General features: G+C 59.4%; 22 protein-coding genes. 6 read left to right on the forward strand and 16 right to left on the reverse strand.

Translation table 11 applies throughout. The annotated features are described in order from the left end of the window. Positions 1-148 precede the first annotated feature (148 nt). The 3 genes from PY650_RS05525 to PY650_RS05535 form a co-directional block, all read right to left on the reverse strand. Complete coding sequence (locus PY650_RS05525; protein ID WP_004116423.1) at positions 149-364, reverse strand: cold-shock protein; 216 nt, start codon at positions 362-364, stop codon at positions 149-151. Between the two features lie 498 nt (positions 365-862). Beyond that, positions 863-1753, reverse strand: a complete 891-nt coding sequence (locus tag PY650_RS05530) for a DMT family transporter (protein ID WP_285878037.1) — start codon at positions 1751-1753, stop codon at positions 863-865. 92 nt (positions 1754-1845) lie between these two features. After that, positions 1846-2994, reverse strand: coding sequence for a PQQ-dependent sugar dehydrogenase (locus tag PY650_RS05535; protein ID WP_285878038.1), 1149 nt, complete (start codon positions 2992-2994; stop codon positions 1846-1848). A gap of 297 nt (positions 2995-3291) precedes the next feature. Here PY650_RS05535 and PY650_RS05540 point away from each other — a divergent pair, with 297 nt between their 5' ends. Beyond that, positions 3292-4494 carry a pyridoxal phosphate-dependent aminotransferase gene (locus PY650_RS05540; RefSeq protein ID WP_285878039.1) on the forward strand — a complete coding sequence of 401 codons (1203 nt, stop codon included), beginning with the start codon at positions 3292-3294 and terminating at the stop codon, positions 4492-4494. Positions 4495-4686: 192 nt separating this feature from the next. Here the strand turns inward: PY650_RS05540 and PY650_RS05545 are convergent, their stop codons facing one another. Beyond that, entirely contained in the window at positions 4687-5784 is a 1098-nt protein-coding gene (locus PY650_RS05545) for a calcium:cation antiporter (protein ID WP_285878040.1), read from the reverse strand. A gap of 231 nt (positions 5785-6015) precedes the next feature. Between PY650_RS05545 and PY650_RS05550 the strand changes: the two genes are divergently transcribed. Then, positions 6016-6297 (forward strand): DUF2188 domain-containing protein, encoded by a 282-nt coding sequence (locus PY650_RS05550; RefSeq protein ID WP_285878041.1) that lies wholly within the window; start codon positions 6016-6018, stop codon positions 6295-6297. A gap of 40 nt (positions 6298-6337) precedes the next feature. On the opposite strand, the gene PY650_RS05555 is transcribed toward PY650_RS05550, so the two are convergent. Beyond that, positions 6338-7231 carry a LysR family transcriptional regulator gene (locus PY650_RS05555; protein WP_285878042.1) on the reverse strand — a complete coding sequence of 298 codons (894 nt, stop codon included), beginning with the start codon at positions 7229-7231 and terminating at the stop codon, positions 6338-6340. A gap of 90 nt (positions 7232-7321) precedes the next feature. Between PY650_RS05555 and PY650_RS05560 the strand changes: the two genes are divergently transcribed. Continuing rightward, complete coding sequence (locus PY650_RS05560; RefSeq protein ID WP_285878043.1) at positions 7322-8293, forward strand: SDR family NAD(P)-dependent oxidoreductase; 972 nt, start codon at positions 7322-7324, stop codon at positions 8291-8293. 7 nt (positions 8294-8300) lie between these two features. On the opposite strand, the gene PY650_RS05565 is transcribed toward PY650_RS05560, so the two are convergent. From PY650_RS05565 to trxB, 6 genes are all read right to left on the reverse strand, one after another. Beyond that, positions 8301-9101 carry an aminoglycoside phosphotransferase family protein gene (locus PY650_RS05565; RefSeq protein ID WP_285878044.1) on the reverse strand — a complete coding sequence of 267 codons (801 nt, stop codon included), beginning with the start codon at positions 9099-9101 and terminating at the stop codon, positions 8301-8303. A 79-nt stretch (positions 9102-9180) separates the two neighbouring features. Beyond that, the gene (locus PY650_RS05570) at positions 9181-10290 is read right to left on the reverse strand and encodes an alkene reductase (RefSeq protein WP_285878045.1); all 1110 of its coding nucleotides are present in this window, start codon (positions 10288-10290) and stop codon (positions 9181-9183) included. Positions 10291-10333: 43 nt separating this feature from the next. Next, positions 10334-11500, reverse strand: a complete 1167-nt coding sequence (locus PY650_RS05575) for an MFS transporter (protein WP_285878046.1) — start codon at positions 11498-11500, stop codon at positions 10334-10336. A gap of 1 nt (position 11501) precedes the next feature. Beyond that, complete coding sequence (locus PY650_RS05580; protein ID WP_285878047.1) at positions 11502-11795, reverse strand: ArsR/SmtB family transcription factor; 294 nt, start codon at positions 11793-11795, stop codon at positions 11502-11504. Positions 11796-12360: 565 nt separating this feature from the next. Then, complete coding sequence (locus PY650_RS05585; RefSeq protein WP_285866146.1) at positions 12361-13257, reverse strand: LysR family transcriptional regulator VtlR; 897 nt, start codon at positions 13255-13257, stop codon at positions 12361-12363. Between the two features lie 23 nt (positions 13258-13280). After that, positions 13281-14255 carry a thioredoxin-disulfide reductase gene (trxB, locus tag PY650_RS05590; RefSeq protein WP_285878048.1) on the reverse strand — a complete coding sequence of 325 codons (975 nt, stop codon included), beginning with the start codon at positions 14253-14255 and terminating at the stop codon, positions 13281-13283. Positions 14256-14527: 272 nt separating this feature from the next. Between trxB and PY650_RS05595 the strand changes: the two genes are divergently transcribed. The 3 genes from PY650_RS05595 to PY650_RS05605 are packed head-to-tail and all read left to right on the forward strand — an operon-like array spanning position 14528 to position 16880. Then, a complete protein-coding gene (locus PY650_RS05595; protein ID WP_285878049.1) occupies positions 14528-14995 on the forward strand; it encodes an Lrp/AsnC family transcriptional regulator in 468 nt (155 codons plus the stop codon). Between the two features lie 4 nt (positions 14996-14999). After that, positions 15000-15908 (forward strand): glycosyl transferase, encoded by a 909-nt coding sequence (locus tag PY650_RS05600; protein WP_285878050.1) that lies wholly within the window; start codon positions 15000-15002, stop codon positions 15906-15908. Between the two features lie 18 nt (positions 15909-15926). Further along, positions 15927-16880 (forward strand): glycosyltransferase family 92 protein, encoded by a 954-nt coding sequence (locus PY650_RS05605; protein WP_285878051.1) that lies wholly within the window; start codon positions 15927-15929, stop codon positions 16878-16880. On the opposite strand, the gene PY650_RS05610 is transcribed toward PY650_RS05605, so the two are convergent. The 5 genes from PY650_RS05610 to PY650_RS05630 form a co-directional block, all read right to left on the reverse strand. Beyond that, positions 16850-17929 carry a glycosyltransferase family 4 protein gene (locus PY650_RS05610; protein ID WP_285878052.1) on the reverse strand — a complete coding sequence of 360 codons (1080 nt, stop codon included), beginning with the start codon at positions 17927-17929 and terminating at the stop codon, positions 16850-16852. The genes PY650_RS05605 and PY650_RS05610 overlap by 31 nt on opposite strands. A gap of 6 nt (positions 17930-17935) precedes the next feature. After that, positions 17936-18412 carry a transcription elongation factor GreA gene (greA, locus tag PY650_RS05615; protein ID WP_120704739.1) on the reverse strand — a complete coding sequence of 159 codons (477 nt, stop codon included), beginning with the start codon at positions 18410-18412 and terminating at the stop codon, positions 17936-17938. A gap of 341 nt (positions 18413-18753) precedes the next feature. Continuing rightward, positions 18754-19059, reverse strand: coding sequence for a hypothetical protein (locus tag PY650_RS05620; protein ID WP_285878053.1), 306 nt, complete (start codon positions 19057-19059; stop codon positions 18754-18756). A 174-nt stretch (positions 19060-19233) separates the two neighbouring features. Next, the gene (gene carB, locus PY650_RS05625) at positions 19234-22719 is read right to left on the reverse strand and encodes a carbamoyl-phosphate synthase large subunit (protein ID WP_285878054.1); all 3486 of its coding nucleotides are present in this window, start codon (positions 22717-22719) and stop codon (positions 19234-19236) included. Between the two features lie 233 nt (positions 22720-22952). Next, positions 22953-24122 (reverse strand): glutathionylspermidine synthase family protein, encoded by a 1170-nt coding sequence (locus tag PY650_RS05630; protein WP_285878055.1) that lies wholly within the window; start codon positions 24120-24122, stop codon positions 22953-22955. Positions 24123-24133 lie beyond the last annotated feature (11 nt).

Genomic DNA, 24133 nt, shown 5'->3' on the forward strand with positions numbered 1-24133 from the left:
TGGTCTGTCCTCTAAGGGGGAACCGGAAGGCCGTAGTTCCCAAGCTTACATGAAGGACAGACTAGCCACGGCAAGCTGAATAAAGACTGAATGATAAAACCCGGCATCTCTGCCGGGCCTCAACTCGAATGACAGCCGTAGGGCGCTCTCAACCAGCGATCTGAAGATTGACGGCCTTCGGTCCCTTGCCGCGGCGATCCGGTTCCGTGTCGAAGCTCACCTTCTGATTTTCCGACAATCCTGCCAGACCAGAGGCCTGTACTGCGGAAATGTGCACAAAGATGTCCGCGCCACCTTTGTCCGGTTTGATGAAACCGAAGCCCTTATCGGTATTGAAAAACTTTACAGTGCCAGTCTCGGCCATGCCTCAGGTCCTTTTCTCTCTGCCCACCATCCACACGGGCAGCATTGCTTCATTGCCCTTTCGGGCGCTTGCAGGCAAATCTCGCAATTTGAAGGAAAAGGTCCCCTATACCTCGGCGCGGTATTGAAACGACACTCGTGCTCGCTTCGCAACCGGGCTGACCGGAATATTTAGCGTTTCCGGCGCGCAACTTTATTAAGGACTTCCCATGCTCTAAAAATGCCCGAACACGACTGAGAGTGCTGTGTTTATCGTTAATTGGCAAGCAAAAGTTTTTTAACGTGATCAGGAGAGCACACTCCCGTAACGCGAGTGTGTTACGCGAATCGGAAATTTTCCCTCGCAAGGATGTGTTTCTAAGGATTTTGTATCGTTTGCGATATAATTTCGGCGAAATTTTCCCAAATAGTGTCGCCAGAATCCGTCTTTCGGATCATTCGAAAAAAATTCACTAAGGGCACCACAAAACAGCCATAACGGGTATTTGGGGACAGATTTTTAGGCGGCGACACTGCGTCGCCGGACGAATTCCGGCACCAATTCAACTGCAAGCATGGCGATAAACATCAAGGCACAGCCGGCATAGCCGAGCGCTCCCATGGTCTCGCCGAGCAGCAAGCTGCCCAGAGAAGCGCCGAATAGAGCCTCGGACGAGAGGAAGATCGCAGCCTGCGGCGCGCTCGTGTAACGCTGACCGATCACCTGCAGCGCGAAGGCAAGGCCAGACGAAAAGATGCCGACATAGAGGATTTGGCCGAGCGATCCCTTAATGTCGGCGATGCTGATCGGCTCGGCAACCACAGCGACGGCGAGAGCGGCGAGTGCGGTGACGGCAAACTGCATCGCGGAGATTGCGAGCGGCCGACCGGTTTCATTGACGCAAGAGCCGGCAAGAGTGATCTGCGCTGCCCAGAAGAGGGCGCAGACCACGGTCAGGAAATCCCCGACGGTGAGCCGCGAAAAGGAGCCACCGGACAATAAATAAATGCCGCCGAGGGCCATGATTGCCGCCGGCCAGATGATCCAATGCGGCGTCCTGCGCAGGAAGACGACGGCGATCAGCGGCACAAAGACCACGTAGAGGCCAGTGATGAAGCTTGAATTGGTGACCGTCGTCGTCAACAGTCCGATCTGCTGCGTTGCCGCTCCGCCGAAGAGTGCAATGCCGGTGAGAAAGAAGGAAATCCAATTGCGCCTGGTCAGCGGCTTCTTCGTCTTGCGGTTTTCCATCAAGACGAAGGGCAGGACGACGATGGTGGCAACGGCGAAACGCAGGCCGATGAACCAGAACGGCCCGATGGCTTTCATCGCCGTCGACTGCGCGACGAAACCGCCGCCCCAGATAGCGGCCGCCAACAACAACACCAAATTCGCCTGTATGCGGTTCATCTGCATCCTACGGGAGGGGAAGAAAGGGAGAGGCCCGACGGTTAGCAGCTGCTTCTCCTCGGGGCAAGGCGAAAGACGCCGGCGTCGGCGCGCTATTGTGCCGCTCTGGAAACGCGCAACAACGCGCCGTTATCTTCGTCCGTCGTCATCAACAGCGAGCCGTCCGGGGCGACCACGACATCGCGCAGCCGGCCGAAATTTCCGGTGAACATGCGCTCACGTTCGGTCACTTTGCCGCCACCGTCGCGATCGAGGCGCGACAGCAGCTTGAATTTCAGTGCGGCGACGAGGAAATCGCCCTTCCATTCCGGAAACATCTGACCGCGATAGACGGCAATGGCGCCGGGGGCGATCGACGGGTCCCAGTAGAAGATCGGCTGCTCCATGCCCTTTTTGGCCGTGCCGATGCCGACCTTGGAGCCGTCATAGTTGCGTCCATAGGAAATGACCGGCCAGCCGTAGTTCTTGCCCGCTTCCGGCGTGTTGATCTCGTCGCCGCCTTTGGGGCCGTGTTCAACCGTATAGAGCTTGCCGTCGGCGGCATCGAATGTGATGCCTTCGGGATTGCGGTGTCCTTTGGACCATATTTCCGGCAAAGCCTTTAGGCTATCCTTGAACGGATTGTCGGCCGGAATGCTGCCGTCGGCCCTGATATGAATGATCGAACCGGCATCGTCGTGGAAATCCTGGGCGCGATCCTGTTCGAAGCGGTCACCAAGGCTGACGAACAGGCTGCCATCCTTGGCGATTGCAATACGCGAGCCATACTGCAAGTCGCCGCGCGACATCTTGTTCATCACGAAAATACGCTTCACATCGGTCAGCCGCTTCTCGTCCGGCGACAGGACCGCGCGGAAGACTGCCGTGCCGCTGCCGCCGTCCGCGGCAACGGAGGCGGTGAAATAGATGGTACGGTTGTTGGCGAATTTAGGATCGAGGGCTACATCGAGCAAGCCGCCCTGGCCGTTTGCATAGACATCCGGCAGGCCGGCGATCGGAGCGGATTTCTTGCCGTCACGAATGACGCGCATGCGACCCGGTCGCTCGGTCACAAGGTAGGCACCGTCCGGCAGCACTTCGACTGCCCAGGGATGATCGAGCCCGGTTGCGATCGTCTCGACCTTGACCTTGACCTTTTGCGTGTCGATCGTCTTGACCGGATCGGCGAGAGCGCCATTCCCCGTCAGCAGCGCAGAAGCCGCAAAGACAACCCAATATCCCGTTCTGCGAAGGCGCTTCAACCCGTCTCCTCCCTTCGGCAAGCTCTTAATGCAACGTGGGGTGGGCGGATTTTTGGTCAAGGCGCTCAGGCCCTAATAACGGCTTTGTGTAAATGGAAGCCGCCTTTTGGCGTCGCGTCACCTGCTCGTCGCCCTTTTCTGCCAACTCGGCATCAGCGATATGGCCCAAGAGCCCCGAAATAACGTCACTGTGACGCCTTTATGCTTGAAACGGCGGCCTACATTCGACATAGAGCTTAGCGCAGAAATCTGGTCCACAGGCTTTCTGCCCACTTCAACCGATTAGGACCGATCACCATGGCCTTTCTTGCCGACGCTCTTTCCCGTGTAAAGCCTTCTGCCACTATCGCCGTTTCCCAGAAAGCACGCGATCTGAAAGCAAAGGGACGCGACGTGATCGGCCTCGGCGCCGGCGAGCCGGATTTCGATACGCCGGACAATATCAAGAAGGCCGCCATCGACGCGATCAATCGCGGCGAGACGAAGTACACGCCGGTCTCCGGCATTCCGGAACTGCGCAAGGCAATCGCCGCGAAGTTCAAGCGCGAGAACAATCTCGACTACACCTGGGAGCAGACGATCGTCGGCACCGGCGGCAAGCAGATCCTGTTCAACGCCTTCATGGCAACGCTGAATGGCGGCGATGAAGTCATCATCCCGACGCCTTACTGGGTATCCTACCCGGAAATGGTGGCGCTTTGTGGCGGCACCCCGGTTTTCGTCGCGACAACGCAGGCCAACAACTTCAAGCTCCAGCCTGCCGATCTTGAGAAGGCGATCACGCCGAAGACCAAGTGGTTCATGTTCAACTCGCCGTCGAACCCGTCGGGTGCTGCCTATTCGCATGCCGAACTGAAGGCTCTGACGGACGTGCTGGTCAAATATCCGCATGTCTGGATCCTGACCGACGACATGTACGAGCACCTGACCTATGGCGAGTTCAAGTTCGCCACGCCGGTCGAAGTCGAGCCTAGCCTCTATGACCGCACGCTGACGATGAACGGCGTCTCGAAGGCCTATGCAATGACCGGCTGGCGTATCGGCTATGCCGCGGGACCGCTGCAGCTCATCAAGGCGATGGACATGATCCAGGGTCAACAGACCTCGGGCGCGACCTCCATCGCGCAGTGGGCTGCCGTCGAAGCGCTGAACGGTCCGCAGGATTTCATACCGCGCAATAAGAGGATTTTCGAAGGCCGCCGCGACCTCGTGGTGTCGATGCTGAACCAGGCGAAGGGCATATCCTGCCCTGTGCCGGAAGGCGCCTTCTACGTCTATCCGTCCTGCGCCGGCCTGATCGGCAAGACCGCGCCAACCGGCAAGGTCATCGAGACGGACGAAGACTTCGTGTCGGAACTCCTGGAATCGGAAGGCGTCGCCGTCGTCCACGGCTCCGCCTTCGGCCTTGGCCCGAACTTCCGCATTTCCTACGCGACTTCGGAAGAACTTCTCGAGGAAGCATGCCGTCGCATCCAGCGCTTCTGCGCCGCTTGCAAGTAGTTAGCTTTAGATAAGTGTTTCGAAAGCCCGCCATCGCTGAACGGCCCCCCGAAAGTTGATGTCCAACTTTCGGGGGTCAGTTCAGACGGCGGGCTTTTTTGTGCTTGAGGTCGTCCCCGCTGCTATTCAGGAATTGATTCAAGATCCTCTCAATCTGAACCCGCTATTTTGTCTAAACCTTTGAAATCACGCTCAAAGCCCCAATCCGGTGAGCATGATGAAGGTGGCGAAGAGGATGAAATGGGTCATGCCTTCGATGGCATTCGTCTCGCCATCGTTGAGATTGATGGCGGCTGCGATCAAGGTGATCATGATCATCACGGTCTGTACCGGCGACATGGCCATGATGAAGGGCTGACCGGTATAGAGCGCGATCGCCTCCATGACCGGCACGGTGAGAATGACGGTCGAGAGCGAGGCGCCCATGGCGATGTTGATGGTCGCCTGCATGCGGTTGCGCAGTGCCGCCCGCAAGGCGGTCAGGATTTCAGGGGCAGCGGAAATGGCGGCCACGACGATGGCGGCAATCGCCGGCGGCGCGCCGCTGTTCCTCAGACCAGTATCCATGAAGGCCGACATGAATTCCGCAAGCCCGCCGATCAATATGACGCCGATCAGGATCGTGGCGATCGAGGCAGTTGTTGATTCTTCGCCATGGTGATCTTCTTTTGCGCGATGTTTCTTCTCAGCGCGCGGATAGCTGTAGCTGAAGAAATAGCTGTGCTTGCCCACCTGCATGCGCAGAAACAGCGCATAGAGCGCGATCATTGCGACGATGGTGAAGGCCGAATAGTAATGCCACTTCGCATCGGGAATGAACTCGGGCACGATCATCGAAATTCCCATGGCCGTGAAGATCATCACGCCATAGGTCTTGCTGGAATCGTCGTTGTAAGGCTGCTCGCCATGTTTCAGGCCGCCGAGAAGGGCGGCAAGACCGAGGATGCCGTTGATGTCGAGCATGACGGCGGAATAGATCGTGTCGCGCACCAGCGTCGGAGAGCTTTCGCCGCCTATCAGGATCGCCAGCATGATCACTTCAACCGAGACGGCCGACAGCGTCAGGATCATCGTGCCATAGGGATCACCGACTTTCATTGCTAGAATTTCAGCGTGATGGGCGACACGCATGGAGACAAGTATGATGGTTGCGACCAGTGCGGCTGCCGCAGAAAGCGATGCAGCCTGTCCCATATTCAGCACCGCGTGTTCGCCGAGATAGGCGATGACTGCGACACCAAATGCAGCGATCAGGAACGTTTCCCGTTTCAGCCAACTCGATATTGCCAAGACCCCCACCTCTCGCACCGATTCACTTTCTCACTCTAAATCAATGATTTTTCACATCAAGCATGTGCGTAGATGACAAAATTTGCAGTCAGCGCCGTTTAATGGAATACTGCAATAATCGGTCTGCCCAACCCAATATCGCGGCATCCTTGCAATTCGTCTCAGATGGACCGCGGTCCCGCCGGGTGGCGCCCGGATCCTAAGGTCCTGGCAGAGGAAAAGGAGGTATGCATGGTCAAGGTCACTTACGAAATCGTGCCCCATGACGGCGGATGGGCGTATCGTTTTCGCGACGTCTATTCCGAGGCGTTTCCGACCCATGCCGAAGCGGTTGAGGCTGCCAGGATCGTGGCGGCCGAGCAGCAGATTGGCGGCGATTCGGCCGAGATCAGTTGGCAGGACGAGCGAGGCAAATGGCACGAAGAATATACCGATGGTGGCGATCGACCGGAAACGGAGGTTGTCGACGGTAAGGTGCATTTTCCACCGGTCGATACGGCTCCCGGTGCCTAAAATTCGACCGGGTCGATCGTTGGCATGATCTTTACCGCTCTCAGCCGGCTTTGACGTAGTCGAGTAACCCCGTTACCAGCGCATCGAACGTCACGCGGCACCGCGGCGATGTCTTCAGGTTTTCGTGCATTGCGACCCAGGTATCGAGCGATATTTCGATCTCGGGCAGCAGGCGGACAAGGTCCTCATCCCTTTTTGCAAGCGGCACTTGATAGAAGCCGATACCGATGCCGGCGCGTAGCGCGTTATGGTGGACGATGCTGTGGTCCGATTTGAAGGCGAAAGAAATGTCCTCAAACATCGGGTAGCGCTTCAGCATGGCGCGGATGAAAGCGGTCTGCCGGTCGAAGCCGATCAGCTTGTGCCGGCGCAGGTCGCTGATGTTTTTGGGTTCGCCATATCGTTCGAGATAGTTGCGATGCGCGAAAAAGCCGAGGGGGATGATGCCTATACGACGCGCGAGCAGAGCGTCCTGGGCCGGGGCGACCATGCGCACGGCAATATCAGCTTCGCGCTGCAAGAGGTCTTCCACATTATCCGACGCTGATAGTTCGATCGTCAGGTCGGGATGTGTCGCCTGCAAATCGGCCAGGATTGGCGGCAGGACTTCGGTGCCGATCACCTCGCTTGCGCTGATGCGCACCGTGCCGCTGATGCTGTCGCGCGCTCCGGAGGCGGCGCGAAGCAGAGCGGCGGTCGTGCTCGCCAGCGTCTCGGCATAGGGTCTAAGGGCAAGGGCCGCATCCGTCGGAAGCAGACCTTGTTGCGAACGGGTGAAGAGTTCGCTGCCAACCGCTTGTTCCAGCGCATCGATATGGCGACCGATGGTCGGCTGGGTGAGGCCGAGGTCTCGCGCGGCAGCCGATAGCGAACCGTGATGAAGCACGGCGAGGAAGGTGCGGTAGAAATCCCAGCTTGGTTCCGATGTCGTCATAAAATTTTGTATATCATATCCAGATTTTTCGGCAATTTCGTTTATCTCGGTTGCGCGGCATAGTCAGCTCATCAAATGATGGAGATGACGATGACGAAGCAGATGAACAATGGAAAGACCGCTCTTATCCTGGGCGCCACCGGCGGTATCGGCGGTGCCGTGGCCCGCACGCTCGCCGAACGCGGCTGGCACATCAAGGCGCTGAACCGCAACGCAGCGGCGGCGGCGCTACGCGAGCCTAGTTTCGACTGGGTGCAGGGCGACGCGATGCAGGCAAGCGATGTGTTGAAGGCCGCAGACGGCGCCGACGTGATCGTACATGCCGTTAATCCGCCCGGCTACCGGAACTGGGCGCAACTCGTCCTGCCGATGCTCGACAGCACGATCGCTGCGGCAAAAGCGGTCGGCGCACGGATCGTCCTTCCCGGCACGGTTTATAATTTCGGACCGGATGTCTTTCCGAACGTGACGGAGGACAGTCCGCAGAACCCCCGGACGCGCAAGGGCGCGATCCGCGTCGAGATGGAGAAGCGGCTGAAGGCTGCCGCCGAGAGCGGCACGCCGGTCATCATCCTGCGCGCCGGTGATTTCTTCGGCCAAGTTGCCAATAGTTGGTTCTCTCAGGGCATCGTCAAACCCGGAAAGCCGGTTGCATCAGTCAGCAATCCGGGCAGCGCCGGCATCGGCCATCAATGGGCCTATCTGCCGGATGTCGCCGAAACGATGGTCCGCCTGATCGAAAAGGGCGACGCGCTTCCCGCCTTTGGCGTCTATCACATGCGCGGTCATTGGGATGGCGATGGTCGGCAGATGGTTGCTGCGATCGAACGTGTCGTCGGGCACAAGGTCAAGCAGAGGGCTTTTCCCTGGTGGGTTCTGCCGTTGGCGGCACCCTTCGTGACGGTCATGAGAGAGTTGCGGGAGATGCGCTATCTCTGGAAAGTGCCGTTGCAGATGCGCAACGACAAGCTGGTGGCCATACTTGGTGAGGAGCCGCATACCCCGATCGACGAGGCGGTCAAGGCGAGCCTTGTGGCAATTGGCTGCCTGCCGGCGCGATGAGGCGCGGTCAGATCTGAAGTTCGGCGAGTGCAATCCTGGCGACGCTGAAATCCGGTTCGGCATTCCTGGTGTCTTTGTCGCTCAGGAACCAAGAGGCGGAAAGTCCGGCATAGGCGACGATCCACTTTAGCATCCGCTTCGGTTCCAGCCTCGCTTCGGCGCAGACGATCGGCAGTTGCCGCTGCAGGCGGCCGGGGGCGGTGACGATATTGAGTTGCGAATTGCAGAAGGTGTTGGAAAAATCGTAGCCGCGTTCGCCATAGACGCGCTTTGGGTCGATGGCGAGCCACCCACGCGGACCGAAATCCATAATATTCTCGTGGTGGATGTCGCCGTGCAGGACCGCAAGGTCGCATTGATCAGCGAGCAGGTGACGCGCAATCTCGGCGCACGTGGTAAGAAGACCACCATGGGCACGTGCGGCCGGTTCAAGCTCGCGAAACCAGCAGTCTAGCGGGACCAGGTCCGGCAACGGCGTTGCCCGTGGCGCGTGGAGCTTTGCGGCCGTGCGGCAGATGATCCGGCTTGCCTCGTCGTCACCGCCTTCCATCGCCATGGTCATGAGCGAGCCCTTCCCGGTCGCCCGTTCCAGAAGCACGGCGTCGCTATCATATTCGTAGACATGCGCGGCGCCGTCACCGTCGAACCAGCGCAAGATCTGGCTGCCGAGTTTCTCGTCAATATCAAGCGCGACTTTCAGCATCGCGAGCAAGCCGCGCCAGATGACCGGCAGGAGATGGCTGGAACGGGTGATGATCGCCTCGCCATCCGGCGTCAGCGACCAGCGCTTCAGGTAGGGCTCGAACATGCCGGTACTCTAACGGCTGCCGCCAAAAAGAAAATCCCGCCTTTAAGCGGGATTTTCGCGATAATCGGAGCGGCGGGAGTTAAGCCGCTTCGTCCAGCGTCGGATAGTCGGCATAGCCGTTTTCTCCACCGCCATAAAGTGTTGCCTGGTCGAAGGCTGCGAGAGGCGCGTTTTCCTTCAGCCGGCGAACCAGATCCGGGTTGGAAATGAAAGGCTTGCCGAAGGCAACGACATCGGCCTTGCCGCTGTCGACCGCCTCGATCGCCATCTCGCGATCATAGCCGTTGTTGAGCATCCAAGCTGACGTGCCGCCGGCAGCCTTATAGGCGGCGTTAAGGGCGTCATAGTCGAAGGGCAGGAAGTCACGCGCCCCACCGGTCTGCCCTTCGACGACGTGGACATAGGCGAGGCCATACTTGGCCAGGCCTTCGATGACGTAGCTGAAAAGCGCCTGCGGGTGCGGATCGCTGGAATCGCCTGATGGCGTTACAGGTGAGATACGGATTGCGGTGCGGCCAGCGCCGATTTCCTTGGTCACGGCGTCGACCACTTCGAAGAGGAAACGGGCGCGGTTTTCGATCGAGCCGCCATACTGGTCGGTGCGGTCGTTGACGTCGGCGCGAAGGAACTGGTCGATGAGATAGCCGTTGGCGCCGTGGATTTCGACGCCGTCAAAGCTGGCTTCGATCGCGGCGCGCGCAGCCTTCCGGTAGTCTTCGATGATCCCCGGAATTTCCGAGGCCTGAAGAGCGCGAGGTTCCGAGACATCGGTAAAGCCGCCACTGCCGTCGCTATTCACCAGATAGGTCTTGGCGTTGGCGCGTCTGGAGGTGGAGGAAACAGGCTTGCCGCCGTTCGGCTGCAGCGTCGTGTGGGAAATACGGCCGACATGCCACATCTGTACGACGATCTTGCCGCCATTGGCATGCACGGCGTCGGTCACTTTCTTCCAGCCGTCGAGGGCTTCCTTGCTGTAGAGACCGGGCACGTGAGCATAGCCCTGGCCCTGATGGGTGATGGCGGTCGCTTCGGTGATGATAAGGCCGGCGGTGGCGCGCTGGGCGTAATATTTGACGTTCAGGTCGTTCGGGACGGCATTCGGAGAGCGATTGCGCGTCAGCGGCGCCATGACGATGCGATTGGCGAGGGCGATATCGCCAAGTTTCGTCGGTTCGAAGAGTTTGGTCATGGGAGGTCCTTTCTTGGTAGTTGCGACTGATGAGGGAGGGAACTTAGGAGGAGGCAGGGGCGGCGCTCTTTTCTCTGACCGTCGCGAAGGTCAACGCCACGGTGGCAAGGCCGAGGAGGGCCATGGCAGCCCCGGCAAGCGGCACATGCGACAACGAGAAGCCGGCGTCGATGACTGCACCACCGACCCAGGCGCCGAGCGCATTGCCGGTATTGAAGGCGCCGATGTTGATCGTCGATACCAGGTTCGGCGCATCCTTGCCGAAACCGACGACGTTGATCTGCAGCGCCGGCACGGCGGCGAAGCTCGCCGCAGCCCAGAGGAAGAGGGTGATTTCGGCTGGGATGAAGGAATGGCTGGTGATGCTGAAGATGACGGAGGTCAGCGCGATTGCCGCGAAGACGCCGGCGAGTGTGGTGCCGAGCCGCCAGTCCGCCAGCTTGCCGCCGATAAGATTGCCGATGGTCAAACCGACGCCGATCAGCAACAGCGTCAAGGTGACCCACTGAGCAGATACGCCGGTGATGTCGCGCAGCAGCGGTGCAATATAGGTGAACAGTGCGAACATGGCGGCGGAGAAGAACACCGTCGTCAGTAACGACAGCCACAGGCCGACACCGCGCAGCGCGGATATTTCGCGGGCAAGATTGCCCTGACGGACTTCCTCAGCTTTGGGCAGGATAAGCATCAAGCCGGCAAGTGATGCGACGCCGAGCAGCGTTACGACAAAGAAGGGCGCACGCCAGCCGAAGGCCTGGCCAAATGCGGTGCCGAGCGGCACACCGAGCACATTGGCAAGCGTCAGACCGGTGAACATCAACGCAACGGCGCGGGCCTTGCGGTCGTCGGCGACCAGGCTTGCGGCAACGACCGAGCCGATGCCGAAGAAGGCGCCATGGCAAAGCGCGGTGACGATGCGGGCGATCATCAGAACCCAATAGCCGGGCGCGATGGCGCAGAGCAGGTTGCCGAGAATGAAGAAGCCCATCAGCATAATCAAAGCCGAACGGCGGCGCAGGTGCGCCGTTGAAATAGCCATGATCGGCGCGCCGATCGCCACCGCCAGCGCATAACCGGTGACCAGCCAGCCGGCTTGCGGGATGGTGACGGAAAGATCGGCGGAAACTTCGGGCAGCAGGCCCATGATGACGAATTCAGTTGTCCCGATGGCAAAGGAGCTCAGTGCCAGGACGAGGAGCGCAAGCGGCATATCAAAGTTCCTTTTGCAGGGTCGCGAGGAATTCAGCGATGGTTTCCTCGTTGCGCTTATAGAAAATCCACTGGCCGAGGCGCCTTGTGGTCACCAGGCCGGCACGATGCAAAGTACCGAGATGGGCGGAGACTGTGGATTGCGACAAGCCGCAACGCTCGAACTGACTGGCACAGACGCCCAGCTCCAACGGATGTTCCTGGGTCGGAAAATGTACCTGCGGGTCTTTGAGCTGGTTGAGGATTTCGAGCCTCGCCGGATGGGCCAAAGCCTTCAATATCTCAGTCTTGTCCATGGTGCTCACCAGGTAAATATCGAAAAGAGACGATTTATGTATCGTCGATTTTCGATATATCAAGGTGCGCTGCAGCAAATTATTTTATGCAAGGCGCTTTGGTGATGTGCGCAAAAATTGGGCAAAAAAAGAGGGCCACCGGAATAATCCAGGGCCCTATAGGTGTGAAGGTTAAAAACCTCCAGAGGGGAACAGCTGCTGCGGTGGAACTGGGAGGAAAAGCCACCATGTGCATCAGCTGTGTGCTGTATGCTGCTAATTTGTGCAGTGCGCAATGCATTTTTGTGCATGGCAGTTATGCATTTGCTATCTCTGGCGCAAAAAGCCAAAAAAAAGGGCCACCGGTAACAACCAGGGCCCTATAGGTATGAAGGTTAAAAACCTCCAGAGGGGAACAGCCAATGCGGTGGAACTGGGAGGAAAAGCCACCAAATGCATCAGCTGGTTGCGATATGGTAGCTAAATAGGCAGGCTTCAACTCTGTTTTGTGCATATCAGCCATGCGTCATACGCTTAGCAGATATATTACTGCAAAAAAGACTTTTTTCTCAGAGGCTTAGCTAAGCTAGAAGTTCCAGTTTCGAGCTTTCGCAACGATAAAGTCCCGAAAAACTTTGAGTTTGGCGGCGTTCTTCATTTCGTCGGGATAGCAGAAATAGGTGTCGAAGGACGGCACGTCAGCATTGATCGCCAGCTGAATGAGACCCGGGTCGCGGCCGACAATGTAGTCCGGCAGCACGGCGATGCCGATGCCGAGCAGGCAGGCGCGCTTGATCGAGGTCTGGCTGTTGATCTGCAAATGCGGAGCGCGCTTGTTGTCCGACGAGCGGCCGGCGATTTCCAGCCAGTTGACGTCGAGCAGATAGTTTGGCGCCGGTTCGCCGAAGCTGATGATGCGATGATTGTCCAGATCCTCCACCGATTGCGGCTCGCCATGGCGGTTGATGTAGGAGGGGGCAGCGTAGACATGCATATGCACGGTGAAAAGCTTGCGCTGGATCAAATCCGACTGTTGCGGCTGGCGCAGGCGGATGGCGCAATCGGCATGGCGCATGTTCACATCGAGCTCCTCGTTATCGAGAATGAGCTGGATCGACATGTCGGGATAAAGCTGCAGGAACTCCTGGATCTTGTCGGTCAGCCAGCCCTGGCCAAGGCCGACGGTCGTCGTCACGCGCAACTTGCCGCTCGGCTTGTCGGTCGTCTCGGTCAATTGCATTTTGACCGTTTCGAGCTTCAAGAGAACGTCATGTGCGGTACGATAAAGCAGTTCGCCCTGTTCGGTCAGGATCAGGCCGCGAGCGTGGCGATGAAACAACTTGATGCCGACGTCCTGCTCGAGGGCGCTGACCTGGCGGCTGATGGCGGATTGGGACAAATGCAGCTTGTCGGCTGCGTGCGTGAACGATCCGGCTTCGGCAGCCGCGTGAAAGATACGCAGCTTGTCCCAGTCCAATGGCATGCCGTTTCCCCTCATCGGCTGCATCACTCCGCAGCCACGGCGACGGGCATGTGCCCGGCAAGATAACGTTCCGCTTCAAGCGCCGCCATGCAGCCCATCCCCGCTGCCGTCACAGCCTGTCGGAACGTATCGTCGGTCACATCGCCGGCGGCATAGATGCCTTCGACGCTGGTCGCCGTCGAATCCGGTGCGGTCCAGAGATAGCCATTGTCTTTGAGCTTCAGCTTGCCTTTGAAAAGCTCGGTAGCCGGTGCATGGCCGATGGCGACGAAAACGCCGTCGATCGTCACGTCAGTGACAACGCCGGTGCGGGTGTCGCGCAGGCGCGCGCCGGAAACCGACGGCGGCATCGGCGGCTTGGCCGGCGTGCCGGTGATTTCGGCGACTTCGGTGTTCCAGAGGACCTTGACGTTCTCTTTGGCGAACAGGCGCTCCTGCAGGATTTTTTCGGCGCGGAACGAATCGCGGCGATGCACGACGGTGACCGACTTCGCGATGTTGGAAAGATAGAGCGCTTCCTCGACAGCGCTGTTGCCGCCGCCAACCACGATCACATCCTTGTTGCGATAGAAGAAGCCGTCGCAGGTGGCGCAGGCGGAAACGCCGAAGCCCTGGAAATGTTGTTCGCTCTCAATGCCCAGCCACTTGGCCTTGGCGCCGGTCGCAATGATCAATGTGTCGGCGGTCCAGACCTGGCCGCTGTCGGTTCGAGCCACAAAGGGGCGCTGATTGGTGTCGACTTCCGTGACGAGATCGTTGACGATCTCGGCGCCGACATGTTGTGCCTGCTTTAACATTTGCTCCATGAGCCACGGCCCCTGGATCGGATCGGCAAAGCCCGGATAGTTTTCGACGTCCGTGGTGATCATGAGCTGACCGCCCTGTTCAAGGCCGGCGATCAAAACCGGCTTCAGCATGGCGCGCGCGGCATAGACGGCAGCCGTATAGCCGGCAGGGCCGGAACCGATGATGAGCACCTTGGTGTGGCGGGCAGGCATAATAAGTCCTTTCAATCTCAGCGTTTCGCAAGCGTCGGCTTCAAAATGGGCAAAGCAGGCGATTTCACGATCCGCCGACCCATTTATGATTGCCTTATGCATTTATTCAAGGGCAGCCTTGCATTACCAACAGGGCAAATCTGCTTTGTGTAAGATTCGGTTACGCGAGGGAAACTTTCTTGCGTATTTCCCCGCTTTATATAGAAGCTGCCGGTGGGGATTTAAAGAAAGTATAGAAACTGCCGGTGGGGAATTAAGGAAAGGCAATAAAAGTGCTGCGGGCTGAACTCGACGCCATCGATATCAAGATCTTGCGGGAACTGCAGCGCGACGGTCGCATGACCAATGTCGAGCTCGCCGATCGCGTCGGCATCTCCGCGCCGCCCTGTCTACGCCGGGTGCGCAAATTGGAAGAGGCTGGCGTTATCGAAGGTTATCATGCCATGCTCAACAGCCCGAAGCTCGGTTTCGATCTCGTTGCGTTCTGTATGGTCGGCCTTAAGCACCAATCGGAAGCCAATCTGAAAGCCTTTGCCAGTGCGACGGCGCAGTGGCCGCTGGTGCGCCAGGCATGGATGGTGTCCGGCGACAGCGACTTCCTGCTGCATTGTGTTGCGGAAAACCTCACCCGGTTCCAGGATTTCGTCATCGAAGTGCTGACAGCGAATGAGCATGTCGATACGGTGCGCACCATGCTGACCATCCGGCAGGTGAAGAAACTCGGCCTAGTGGAGCTCTGAGACGATGGCTGACCGCCCCTGGCACCGATCGCTGATCAAGACCGGCGCGCGCCTGCTGCTCGGCGGTTCGCGCGCTCATGCGCAGGACGGGTTTCCAGGACTGAATATCGTCCGAAGTAACGGCCCAGGGGAGGTGTTTTATCGCCGCACCAAGGTTGCCGACCTTTCTTCCGCAGACCGTTTGCGCAAGCAGTCCGGTTGGATCATCCATTTGGTCGGTTCCGGCCCGTCGATCCGCGACTGCGATCTGGCTGAACTGGAGAAAGGCAGCGCCATTCTATTGAATGGCGCCATTGGATTGATCGGCGAGCAGATCGCCATGCCGCTTGCCATCGCCGTCGAGGACGAGCGTTTCGTCTGGCGGCATTCGGAGATGATTATGGACAAGATCAGGTCCGGCACGATCTGTCTGTTTTCCGTCGCCGTGCTGAGGGCGATTTCGGAGCTCGATAGCCGCTGGCTCAAGGACAAGACGGTCATTCTGATCGACGACATCCGCAAACCCTATGGCGGACGGCGTCGTTCCGTCGACGAGTCGAGAGGACTTGATTTTGTTAGGCTTAATACCACCGGCTCCGCCGGCTTTTCCTTTGCGCCAGATCGCGGCGTCTTCCAAGGCGGCTCGGTCGCGGTGTCAGCGCTGCAGTTTGCGCTTTACTGCCTACCCACAAGGATTGGCTTCCTCGGCATCGACATTTCCAATGCCCATGAGCCCCGTTTTTATGAAACCAGCGATGAAACCGCCTTTTCCGGTATCGCGCGGGCTGAAGCTCGCATCCTTGAACATTTTGTTCTGGCAAAGCAAATCGCGTCGGAGCGAGGCGTGACATTTGTCAACCATTCGCCGGTTTCGGCGCTATTGAAGTATGGATTCGGCTATGATGCACGGTTTGCCGCGCTATCGACAATCTGAGTTGCAGGGAACGCACATATGGTTTGGCTGAAGCCAAAGATCTCGGCCAAGCAGCTCACAATCGATCCGCCAAAGCCGCAGGAGGGTCGGCACGGCATCGCGATTGCCGTTTGCGTCAAGGACGAGGCGCGCTACATCGAGGAATGGGTGCGCTTCCATCAGGCCGTCGGTATTCGTCACTTCTATATCTATGACAATGGCTCGACAGACGAGACTAACGCCATTCTGCGCGATCTCCTGGATGCCGATAGGCTGACGATAATCCCTTGGGCGGGACGTATGACCGACGCAACTACGCGCGCGCCTCTGAGCGGTCAGGTCATCGTCTTTGCCCACGCCATCCTCAATTTCGGCGGCGCGTACCGCTGGATGGCCTTCATCGACGTCGACGAGTTCCTTCTGCCGAAAAAGGGGCTGACGGTGGAGGAGGCGCTCCAAGCCGTGGGCGACTTTCCGAATGTTTCGCTGCCATGGCATATGTTCGCCACCAGCGGTCATGAGACGCCGCCTGATGGCCCGCTGGCGTTGAACTACACGAAACGCGGTGCCGATCCGATGACTCCTAAGGAACATGTCAGCAATTTCAAGTGTATCGTCGATCCCTGCGAGGTGATCGAAGTCAGCGTGCATCAGTTCAAGACACGTGCATTCGGCGATCTGACGGTAAACGATGCCGGAAAGCGCTTCACGCGCCGGCTACGGAGGTCGCCGGATTTCTATTCGAACCGGTTCCTGCAGCTCAATCACTACTACACCAAATCCCGTGAAGAGCTGATGGCCAAGCTGGCGCGCGGATGGACCTATGATGCCTCGCCGACCAAGTATCGGGACAAGGTTTTGTCTATCGTCAAAAGCGTCGAGGAAGATCTGGTCGAGGATCGGGCCATGGTCGAGTTCATCGAGCGCAACCATATCGACCTCGGCCAGTTAGTTCGCAAGGCTCAGCGGGCGGCGTCAAGCAATCGCCGATAGATGTCGCCGATCGCGGTGGCTTCCTTTTCGAGCGCGAATTCGCTGCGCACATGACGCACGGCGTTTTCACCCTGTTGAAGCGCCTGTTCGGGATTGGCGAGATACCAGGCGATGGCCTTGGTCAGGGCCTCTCCATCGCCCGCCGGCACGATCGCACCGGTCTCGCCAGGCACGATCAATTCGGCATAGGCGCCCGCATCGGAGGCAACGACGGCGGTGCGCGAAGCCATGGCTTCCAGCGGCGTCAAGCCGAAACCTTCGTTGCGGGAAGGGGCGACGTAAAGTGTCGACCGGCGATACCAAGGCCTGATATCGTCGACTTCGCCGAGGAAGCGGATGCGATCACCAAGGCCGGCTGCAGCCACCATCTTTACCAGTTCGTCGCCGAAGCCGCGATGTTCAGCGGTTACCCGACCGCAGACGACGGCGGTCCAGTCCGGGTAGCGCGGCAGTAGGTCGATCATCGCCTTGACGAAGAGATCCGTCCCCTTCTGGTGGCGAACGCGACCGAAGCAGCCGATCAGATAGGTGCCGGGCAGGCCGGTGGCGGCCATGCGATCGCTCGGCACTTCCGGCGGATGAAACATATTCAGGTCGACGCCATGCTGGATGACGGTGTGCGGCACCTGCAAGAAACTGCCGGAGCGGTTGCTTGTGGCGATCACGGCGTCCATGCGGCGGATCAGAAAACGCGTATAGGCGGTGTGACGACGTTGGGCGGCTGACGTGAAGACCAGTTTCAGTGGCATGCGCAACACGGAGCGCAGCACCAGCCCGACCAGCATCTCGTTATTGCGGCGGGCATGCCAGACGCGCACACGATGGCGGCGCGGCCTCATCCAGAGGCCGGGAAGCCGCGCCCAGCCAAGCTTGGGCAGATCTTCTGGCAAGCCCGGACCAAGTGTCGCGATATGGCAGCCAAGTTCAATCTGCTTCGGGATCAACTGCACGATCGTCGAGGTAACGCCCGAGAGCCGGCGTTTGAAGTTCGTCGCAATGACCTCGATCTCGCTGAGATCGCCTGAGTGCGATGCGTCGCGATCGCGCACGGGCGATCAGCCCCAGGTGACGGAGAGGATTTCGTAGGCCTTGGCGCCGCCAGGCGCGTTGACCTCGATGGAATCGCCGACTTCCTTGCCGATCAGGGCGCGCGCGATCGGCGACGAGATGGAGATGCGGCCAGCCTTCACGTCGGCTTCCTGATCGCCGACGATCTGATAGATCTTCTCCTCCTCGGTGTCCTCGTCGACGAGTTTCACCTTGGCGCCGAACTTGATCTTCGAGCCGGACATCTTGGCGAGATCGATGACTTCGGCGCGCGCCGTCAGATCTTCGAGTTCGCTGATGCGGCCTTCGTTGTGGCTCTGGGCTTCCTTGGCGGCGTGGTACTCGGCGTTTTCGGAAAGGTCACCATGGGCGCGTGCTTCCGAAATTGCCTCGATGATTCGCGGGCGCTCCTCCTGCTGACGCCAGCGCAGCTCTTCCTGCAGCTTGACGAACCCGTTTTGCGTCATCGGCACCTTTTCAACCATTTTTCTTGTCCTTCACTCCCTGCGTTGCTCTGTCGCAGACACAAAAGAAAACAGGTCCCGAAGCGGTACCTCGGAACCATACAGAGCCATTATTCTGTCATCTATAGCAGATTGCGACAGACGATTGCCAGAAAATTCGGTGACTTATGGTGGGGCGGGTCTTGGCCGATACGCGCTGAAGCCAGAATTTATGTACCCATCGGCCGACTGTTTGGAGCGCCTGCCAATCGCTGAGCGGGCAGAAAGATGGCTTCGCTAATGTTCCGTCATTGCGCTCATCGGTAGGGCCTGCGCATGACGCAATGTCGGCATGATCAGGGTCACGCAGGCCGCAGCACAGATCAGGCCAGCAGCGGAGATGATGCTCGCGATAGGCGTTTCGGCGACGAATTGGCTGCCGACCGCCGTACCGATGATAGCGCTGAACAGGGCGATGCCGATCGCGCCGCCAGATGCCTTGCGGCATTCACAACGCCCGAAGCGATGCCAACGGATTGGGGATCGGCATAGGCCAGTGTCGCTGCCATCAGCGAGGGGATCGCGAGCGCTATGCCTGCTCCGGCGACCATGAAGGTGGGAGCGACCAGGAAGGCGCTGGGGTCGGGTCCGATGAAACACATGGCGGCATAGCCGATCGTCGCCAACAAAGGCCGACGATCATGCTCGGACGAATGCCGAAATGAGCAGCAAGCCGGCCGGCCGCGACGTTGACGATCATGATCGCCGCGCTCATCGGAACAAAGGCGACGCCAGAAGGAAGCGAGCGTTATCACGGGCGATGACGAAGCCGCTGTGAAAGCTCCGTCACCGTCAACAACGCCTCAGAAATAGTTCTGCAAAGGCTGGACTTCGAGGTTGCCGGCCTTGAGCGCCTTGATCGCCATGGCAGCAGCTTCCGCGCCGGCCATGGTGGTGTAGTAGGGCACCTTCTGCATCAGGGTTGCGCGGCGCAGTGACTTCGAGTCCGAGATTGCCTTGTTGCTGTCGGTCGTGTTGATGACGAGCTGAACCTGGCGATTGCGGATGGCATCCTCGATATGCGGCCGGCCTTCCAGCACCTTGTTGATCTTGGCGGCGCTGATGCCCTGCTCGGCGAGATAGCGCTGGGTCCCGCCGGTCGCGAGCACCTTGAAGCCCAGCTCGGTCAACATGCGGATGGCGGGAAGGACACGCGGCTTGTCGTCGTCGCGCACGGAGACGAAGACGGTTCCGTCACGCGGCAGTTCGACGCCGGCGCCGAGCTGCGACTTAGCAAAGGCCAGGGCAAAATCCGTATCCAGGCCGATGACCTCGCCGGTCGAACGCATTTCCGGTCCAAGCAGGGTATCGACGCCCGGGAAGCGGGCGAAGGGGAAGACGGCTTCCTTGACGGCGATATGCTTCAGCTTGCGCGGATCGGGCTTTTCGCCATAGGCGGCGAAGGTCGCGTCCAGCTTTTCGCCGGCCATGACGCGGGCGGCGATCTTGGCGATGGGCGCGCCGATCGTCTTGGCGACGAAGGGTACGGTGCGCGACGCACGCGGGTTGACTTCCAGCACGTAGACCGTGCCGTCCTTGATGGCGAACTGCACGTTCATCAAACCGCCGACGTTCAGCGCCTTTGCCATGGCCTTCGCCTGCCGCTCCAGTTCGTCGATCATTGCCGGTGACAGCGTGCGCGGCGGCAGCGAGCAGGCCGAGTCACCCGAATGGATGCCGGCCTCTTCGATATGCTCCATAATGCCTGCGACGTAGACGTCGGTGCCGTCGGAAAGGCAGTCGACATCGACTTCGATGGCGTTGGCGAGATAGCTGTCGAACAGCAGCGGGTTCTTGCCGAGCAGGGTGTTGATCTGGCCGGTCTTGTCATTCGGATAGCGCTGCTTGATGTCTTCCGGCACGAGCTCCGGAACGGTGTCGAGAAGATAGGTCTGGAGCATGCTTTCCGAGTGAATGATCTGCATCGCGCGGCCGCCGAGCACGTAGGACGGGCGCACCACCAGCGGAAAGCCGATTTCGGCGGCGACGAGGCGAGCCTGTTCCACCGAATAGGCGATGCCGTTGTTGGGCTGGTTGAGGTCGAGCTTCATCAAAAGCTTCTGGAAGCGGTCGCGGTCTTCGGCGTGGTCGATTGCATCGGGCGCAGTGCCGAGGATTGGAATGCCGTTCTTTTCCAGGGCTTCCGCAAGCTTCAGCGGTGTCTGGCCGCCGAATTGGACGATAACGCCGACCAGCTCGCCCCTTTCCTGCTCCATCTTCAGGATCTCGATCACGTCTTCTGCGGTGAGCGGCTCGAAATAGAGCCGGTCCGAGGTGTCGTAATCCGTTGAGACGGTTTCCGGGTTGCAGTTGATCATGATCGCTTCATAGCCGGCATCTTTGAGCGCGAAGGCCGCGTGGCAGCAGCAATAGTCGAACTCGATGCCCTGGCCGATACGGTTCGGACCGCCGCCGAGGATGACGACTTTCCTGCGCTCGGAAACCTGCGCTTCCGAGCGGGCAGCGCCGACAAAGGGCGTTTCGTAGGTCGAATACATATAGGCGGTGGGCGAGGCGAACTCGGCGGCGCAAGTGTCGATGCGCTTGAAGACCGGGCGAACATTGAGGCTGTTGCGCAGTTCCGCGACTTCCTTCGGCCGCTTACCCGTCAGCGTCGCAAGGCGCGCGTCCGAGAAGCCCATGGCCTTCAGCATGCGCAGGTTGGAAGCGTCGTCCGGCAGGCCGTGTTCGCGGATGCGGGCTTCCATATCGACGATGTTCTTCAGCTGTGCGATGAACCAGGGATCGATCTTGCAACCTTCGTGCACCTCTTCCGGCGACATGCCGAGGCGCAGCGCCTGGGCAACCATGCGCAGGCGATCCGGCGTCGGCGTGCCGATGGCGGCGCGGATGGCGTTCTGGCTGCCTTCGCCTTCTTCAATGCCGGGGATTTCGATCTCGTCGAGGCCGGTAAGACCGGTTTCCAGGCCGCGAAGCGCTTTTTGCAGCGATTCGGCAAAGGTGCGGCCGATCGCCATGACTTCGCCGACCGACTTCATCGCGGTGGTCAGCACCGGAGAGGCGCCCGGGAATTTCTCGAAGGCAAAGCGCGGAATTTTCGTCACGACGTAATCGATCGACGGTTCGAACGACGCGGGCGTTGCTCCGCCGGTGATGTCATTATCGAGTTCGTCCAGCGTATAGCCGATCGCCAGCTTGGCGGCGACCTTGGCGATCGGGAAACCGGTGGCCTTGGAGGCAAGGGCCGAAGAACGCGACACGCGCGGGTTCATTTCGATGACGACGAGGCGGCCGTCTTTCGGATTGACGGCGAACTGCACGTTCGAGCCGCCTGTCTCGACGCCGATCTCGCGCAGAACCGCGATCGAGGCGTTGCGCATGATCTGGTATTCTTTATCGGTCAGCGTCAGTGCCGGGGCGACGGTGATCGAATCGCCGGTATGGACGCCCATCGGGTCGATGTTTTCGATCGAGCAGATGATGATGCAGTTGTCCGCCTTGTCGCGGACCACTTCCATCTCGAATTCCTTCCAGCCGAGTACCGATTCCTCAATGAGGACTTCCGTGGTCGGCGAAGCGTCGAGGCCGCCGCCGACGATCTCGAAGAATTCAGAGCGGTTATAGGCGATACCGCCGCCGGTGCCGCCGAGCGTGAACGAAGGACGGATGATGGCCGGCAGGCCGACATGATCGAGCGCTTGGGCGGCGACCGCCATGGCGTGGTTCATGTAGCGTTGCTTGCGGTCGCTTTCGCCGAGGTTCCACTGGTTTTCCAGCTCGTCGAGCGCAGTGTCGAGTTCGGCGCCCGAGAGCTGGGCCTTCAGCTTGGTGCGCTCGGCCTCATGGGTCTTGCGGTCGCCATCCTTGATGTCGGTGGCATTCGCCAGCATCGAGCGGGGAGTTTCGAGGCCGATGCGGGCCATGGCTTCGCGGAAGAGGGCGCGGTCTTCGGCCATGTCGATCGCGGCCGGCTTGGCGCCGATCATCTCGACATTGTAGCGGTCTAGCACGCCCATGCGCTTCAGCGAGAGCGCGGTGTTGAGCGCCGTCTGGCCACCCATGGTCGGCAGCAGCGCGTCCGGTCGTTCCTTGGCGATGATCTTGGCGACCACTTCAGGGGTGATCGGCTCGACATAGGTCGCGTCCGCCAGCCCCGGATCGGTCATGATCGTCGCGGGATTGGAATTGACGAGGATGACGCGATAGCCTTCCTCTCTGAGCGCCTTGCAGGCCTGTGTCCCGGAATAGTCAAACTCACAAGCCTGGCCAATGACAATCGGTCCTGCACCGATGATGAGGATCGATTTGATATCTTGGCGCTTCGGCATGGGCTCACATCCGTTTTTTTGTTGCGCGAAAAACCGGCCAGGGTGGGAGGTCACCGGCCGGGGCGCATGGGCAAATATTTTCAGGCTAGAAGCGGCTTATAGGCAAATGTATCTGCAAACGGAACCCCATAAATCGCGGAATCGACAGGAATCGGAAGAGAAGGCCGTTGCCGCGTTTGGCGCTGTCGGCGCGGGCATTGACCGCTGAACGGCGGCCGCCTCGCCAATATCCGTCAATCCAGTATATAGTGCGGCACAAAGCGCGAGGTGTCGCGTGTGATCGGCGTGTCGTCTTCGCGGATGCCGATGCCGGCCGGCTGCCCGGCGATAATCCAGGAACCGATGACGGTCCAGTCGTCGCCGAAGCGGGGAAGGAGTCTAAGCGCCTGCCTGATATAGCCTTCCGCGCCATAGGGGCCGTCGACGCGATAATTGCCTCCATCTGCCTGATGGTTGACGAGCGTTACGTTGGCGCCCTCACGGGAGAGCAGCGGCTTGCGGACATATGTCTCGCCAAGGGCTTCGGCACGGGGATCATCATCGAAATATGCGGGAAGCAGATTTTCGTGATGGGGAAACATATCCCATAGAACCGGCAATAGTCCCTTGTTTGAAAGCGCCAATTTCCACAAGGGCTCGACCACTCTCGTCGGCGTCGCCGGTAGATGGCGAGCGAAGGGCTCGCGCACCATGTCCTCGAGCGGATAAAGCTTGAAGAGGCAATCGACGCGCTGATCTTGTAAGTCGGTCAGCCAATGTTTGGCATCAACGCCGATATCGGCCATGCCGAGCAACATCGCCTCGCACCCCGCCTGGGCGGCGCAGTCGACGAGGTAATTCAGCGTCACCAGGTCCTCTTCCGAGCCCAGAATGCCGGCGAAATGCATTCGTCTGGATGGGCCGGGGAGAAACCGCAGGGCATCGATCAGTCGCTCGTGGATCGAGTTGAATTGGTCGGCGGTCCTCGAAATTTCTCCACGCGCCTTCATGTCTTCCAGCCATCGCCACTGGAAGACGGCGCTCTCGAACAAGCTCGTCGGGGTGTCCGCGTTGAACTCCAAAAGTTTCGCCGGTCCGTCGCCGCCGTAAGCCAGGTCAAAGCGGCCATAGAGATCGCGCTCCCGGTTGCGCCAAGACCGGAAAACGGCCCCATGAAATTCTGGCGGGATCGCCATGCGGGACATCAGACCGGCATCGGCAACGATCCGGTCGACCGCACTGTAGCACATTTGCAGGAGCGTAGCGGACGGGTCCTCGAGCCTGGTTTCGATCTCGTCCAGAGTGAAGACGTAGGCGTGGCGCTCGTCCCAATAGCGCTCGTCGTTGATGGAGTGGATGGTAAAGCCGCAGTTCTCCGCATCGGCCTGCCAATTTGGTCTTTCGTTGACGACCACGCGTTTCATCGGCGGCTGTT

The sequence above is a fragment of the Martinezella calliandrae genome (assembly GCF_030272695.1).
Classification (GTDB): domain Bacteria; phylum Pseudomonadota; class Alphaproteobacteria; order Rhizobiales; family Rhizobiaceae; genus Rhizobium; species Rhizobium calliandrae.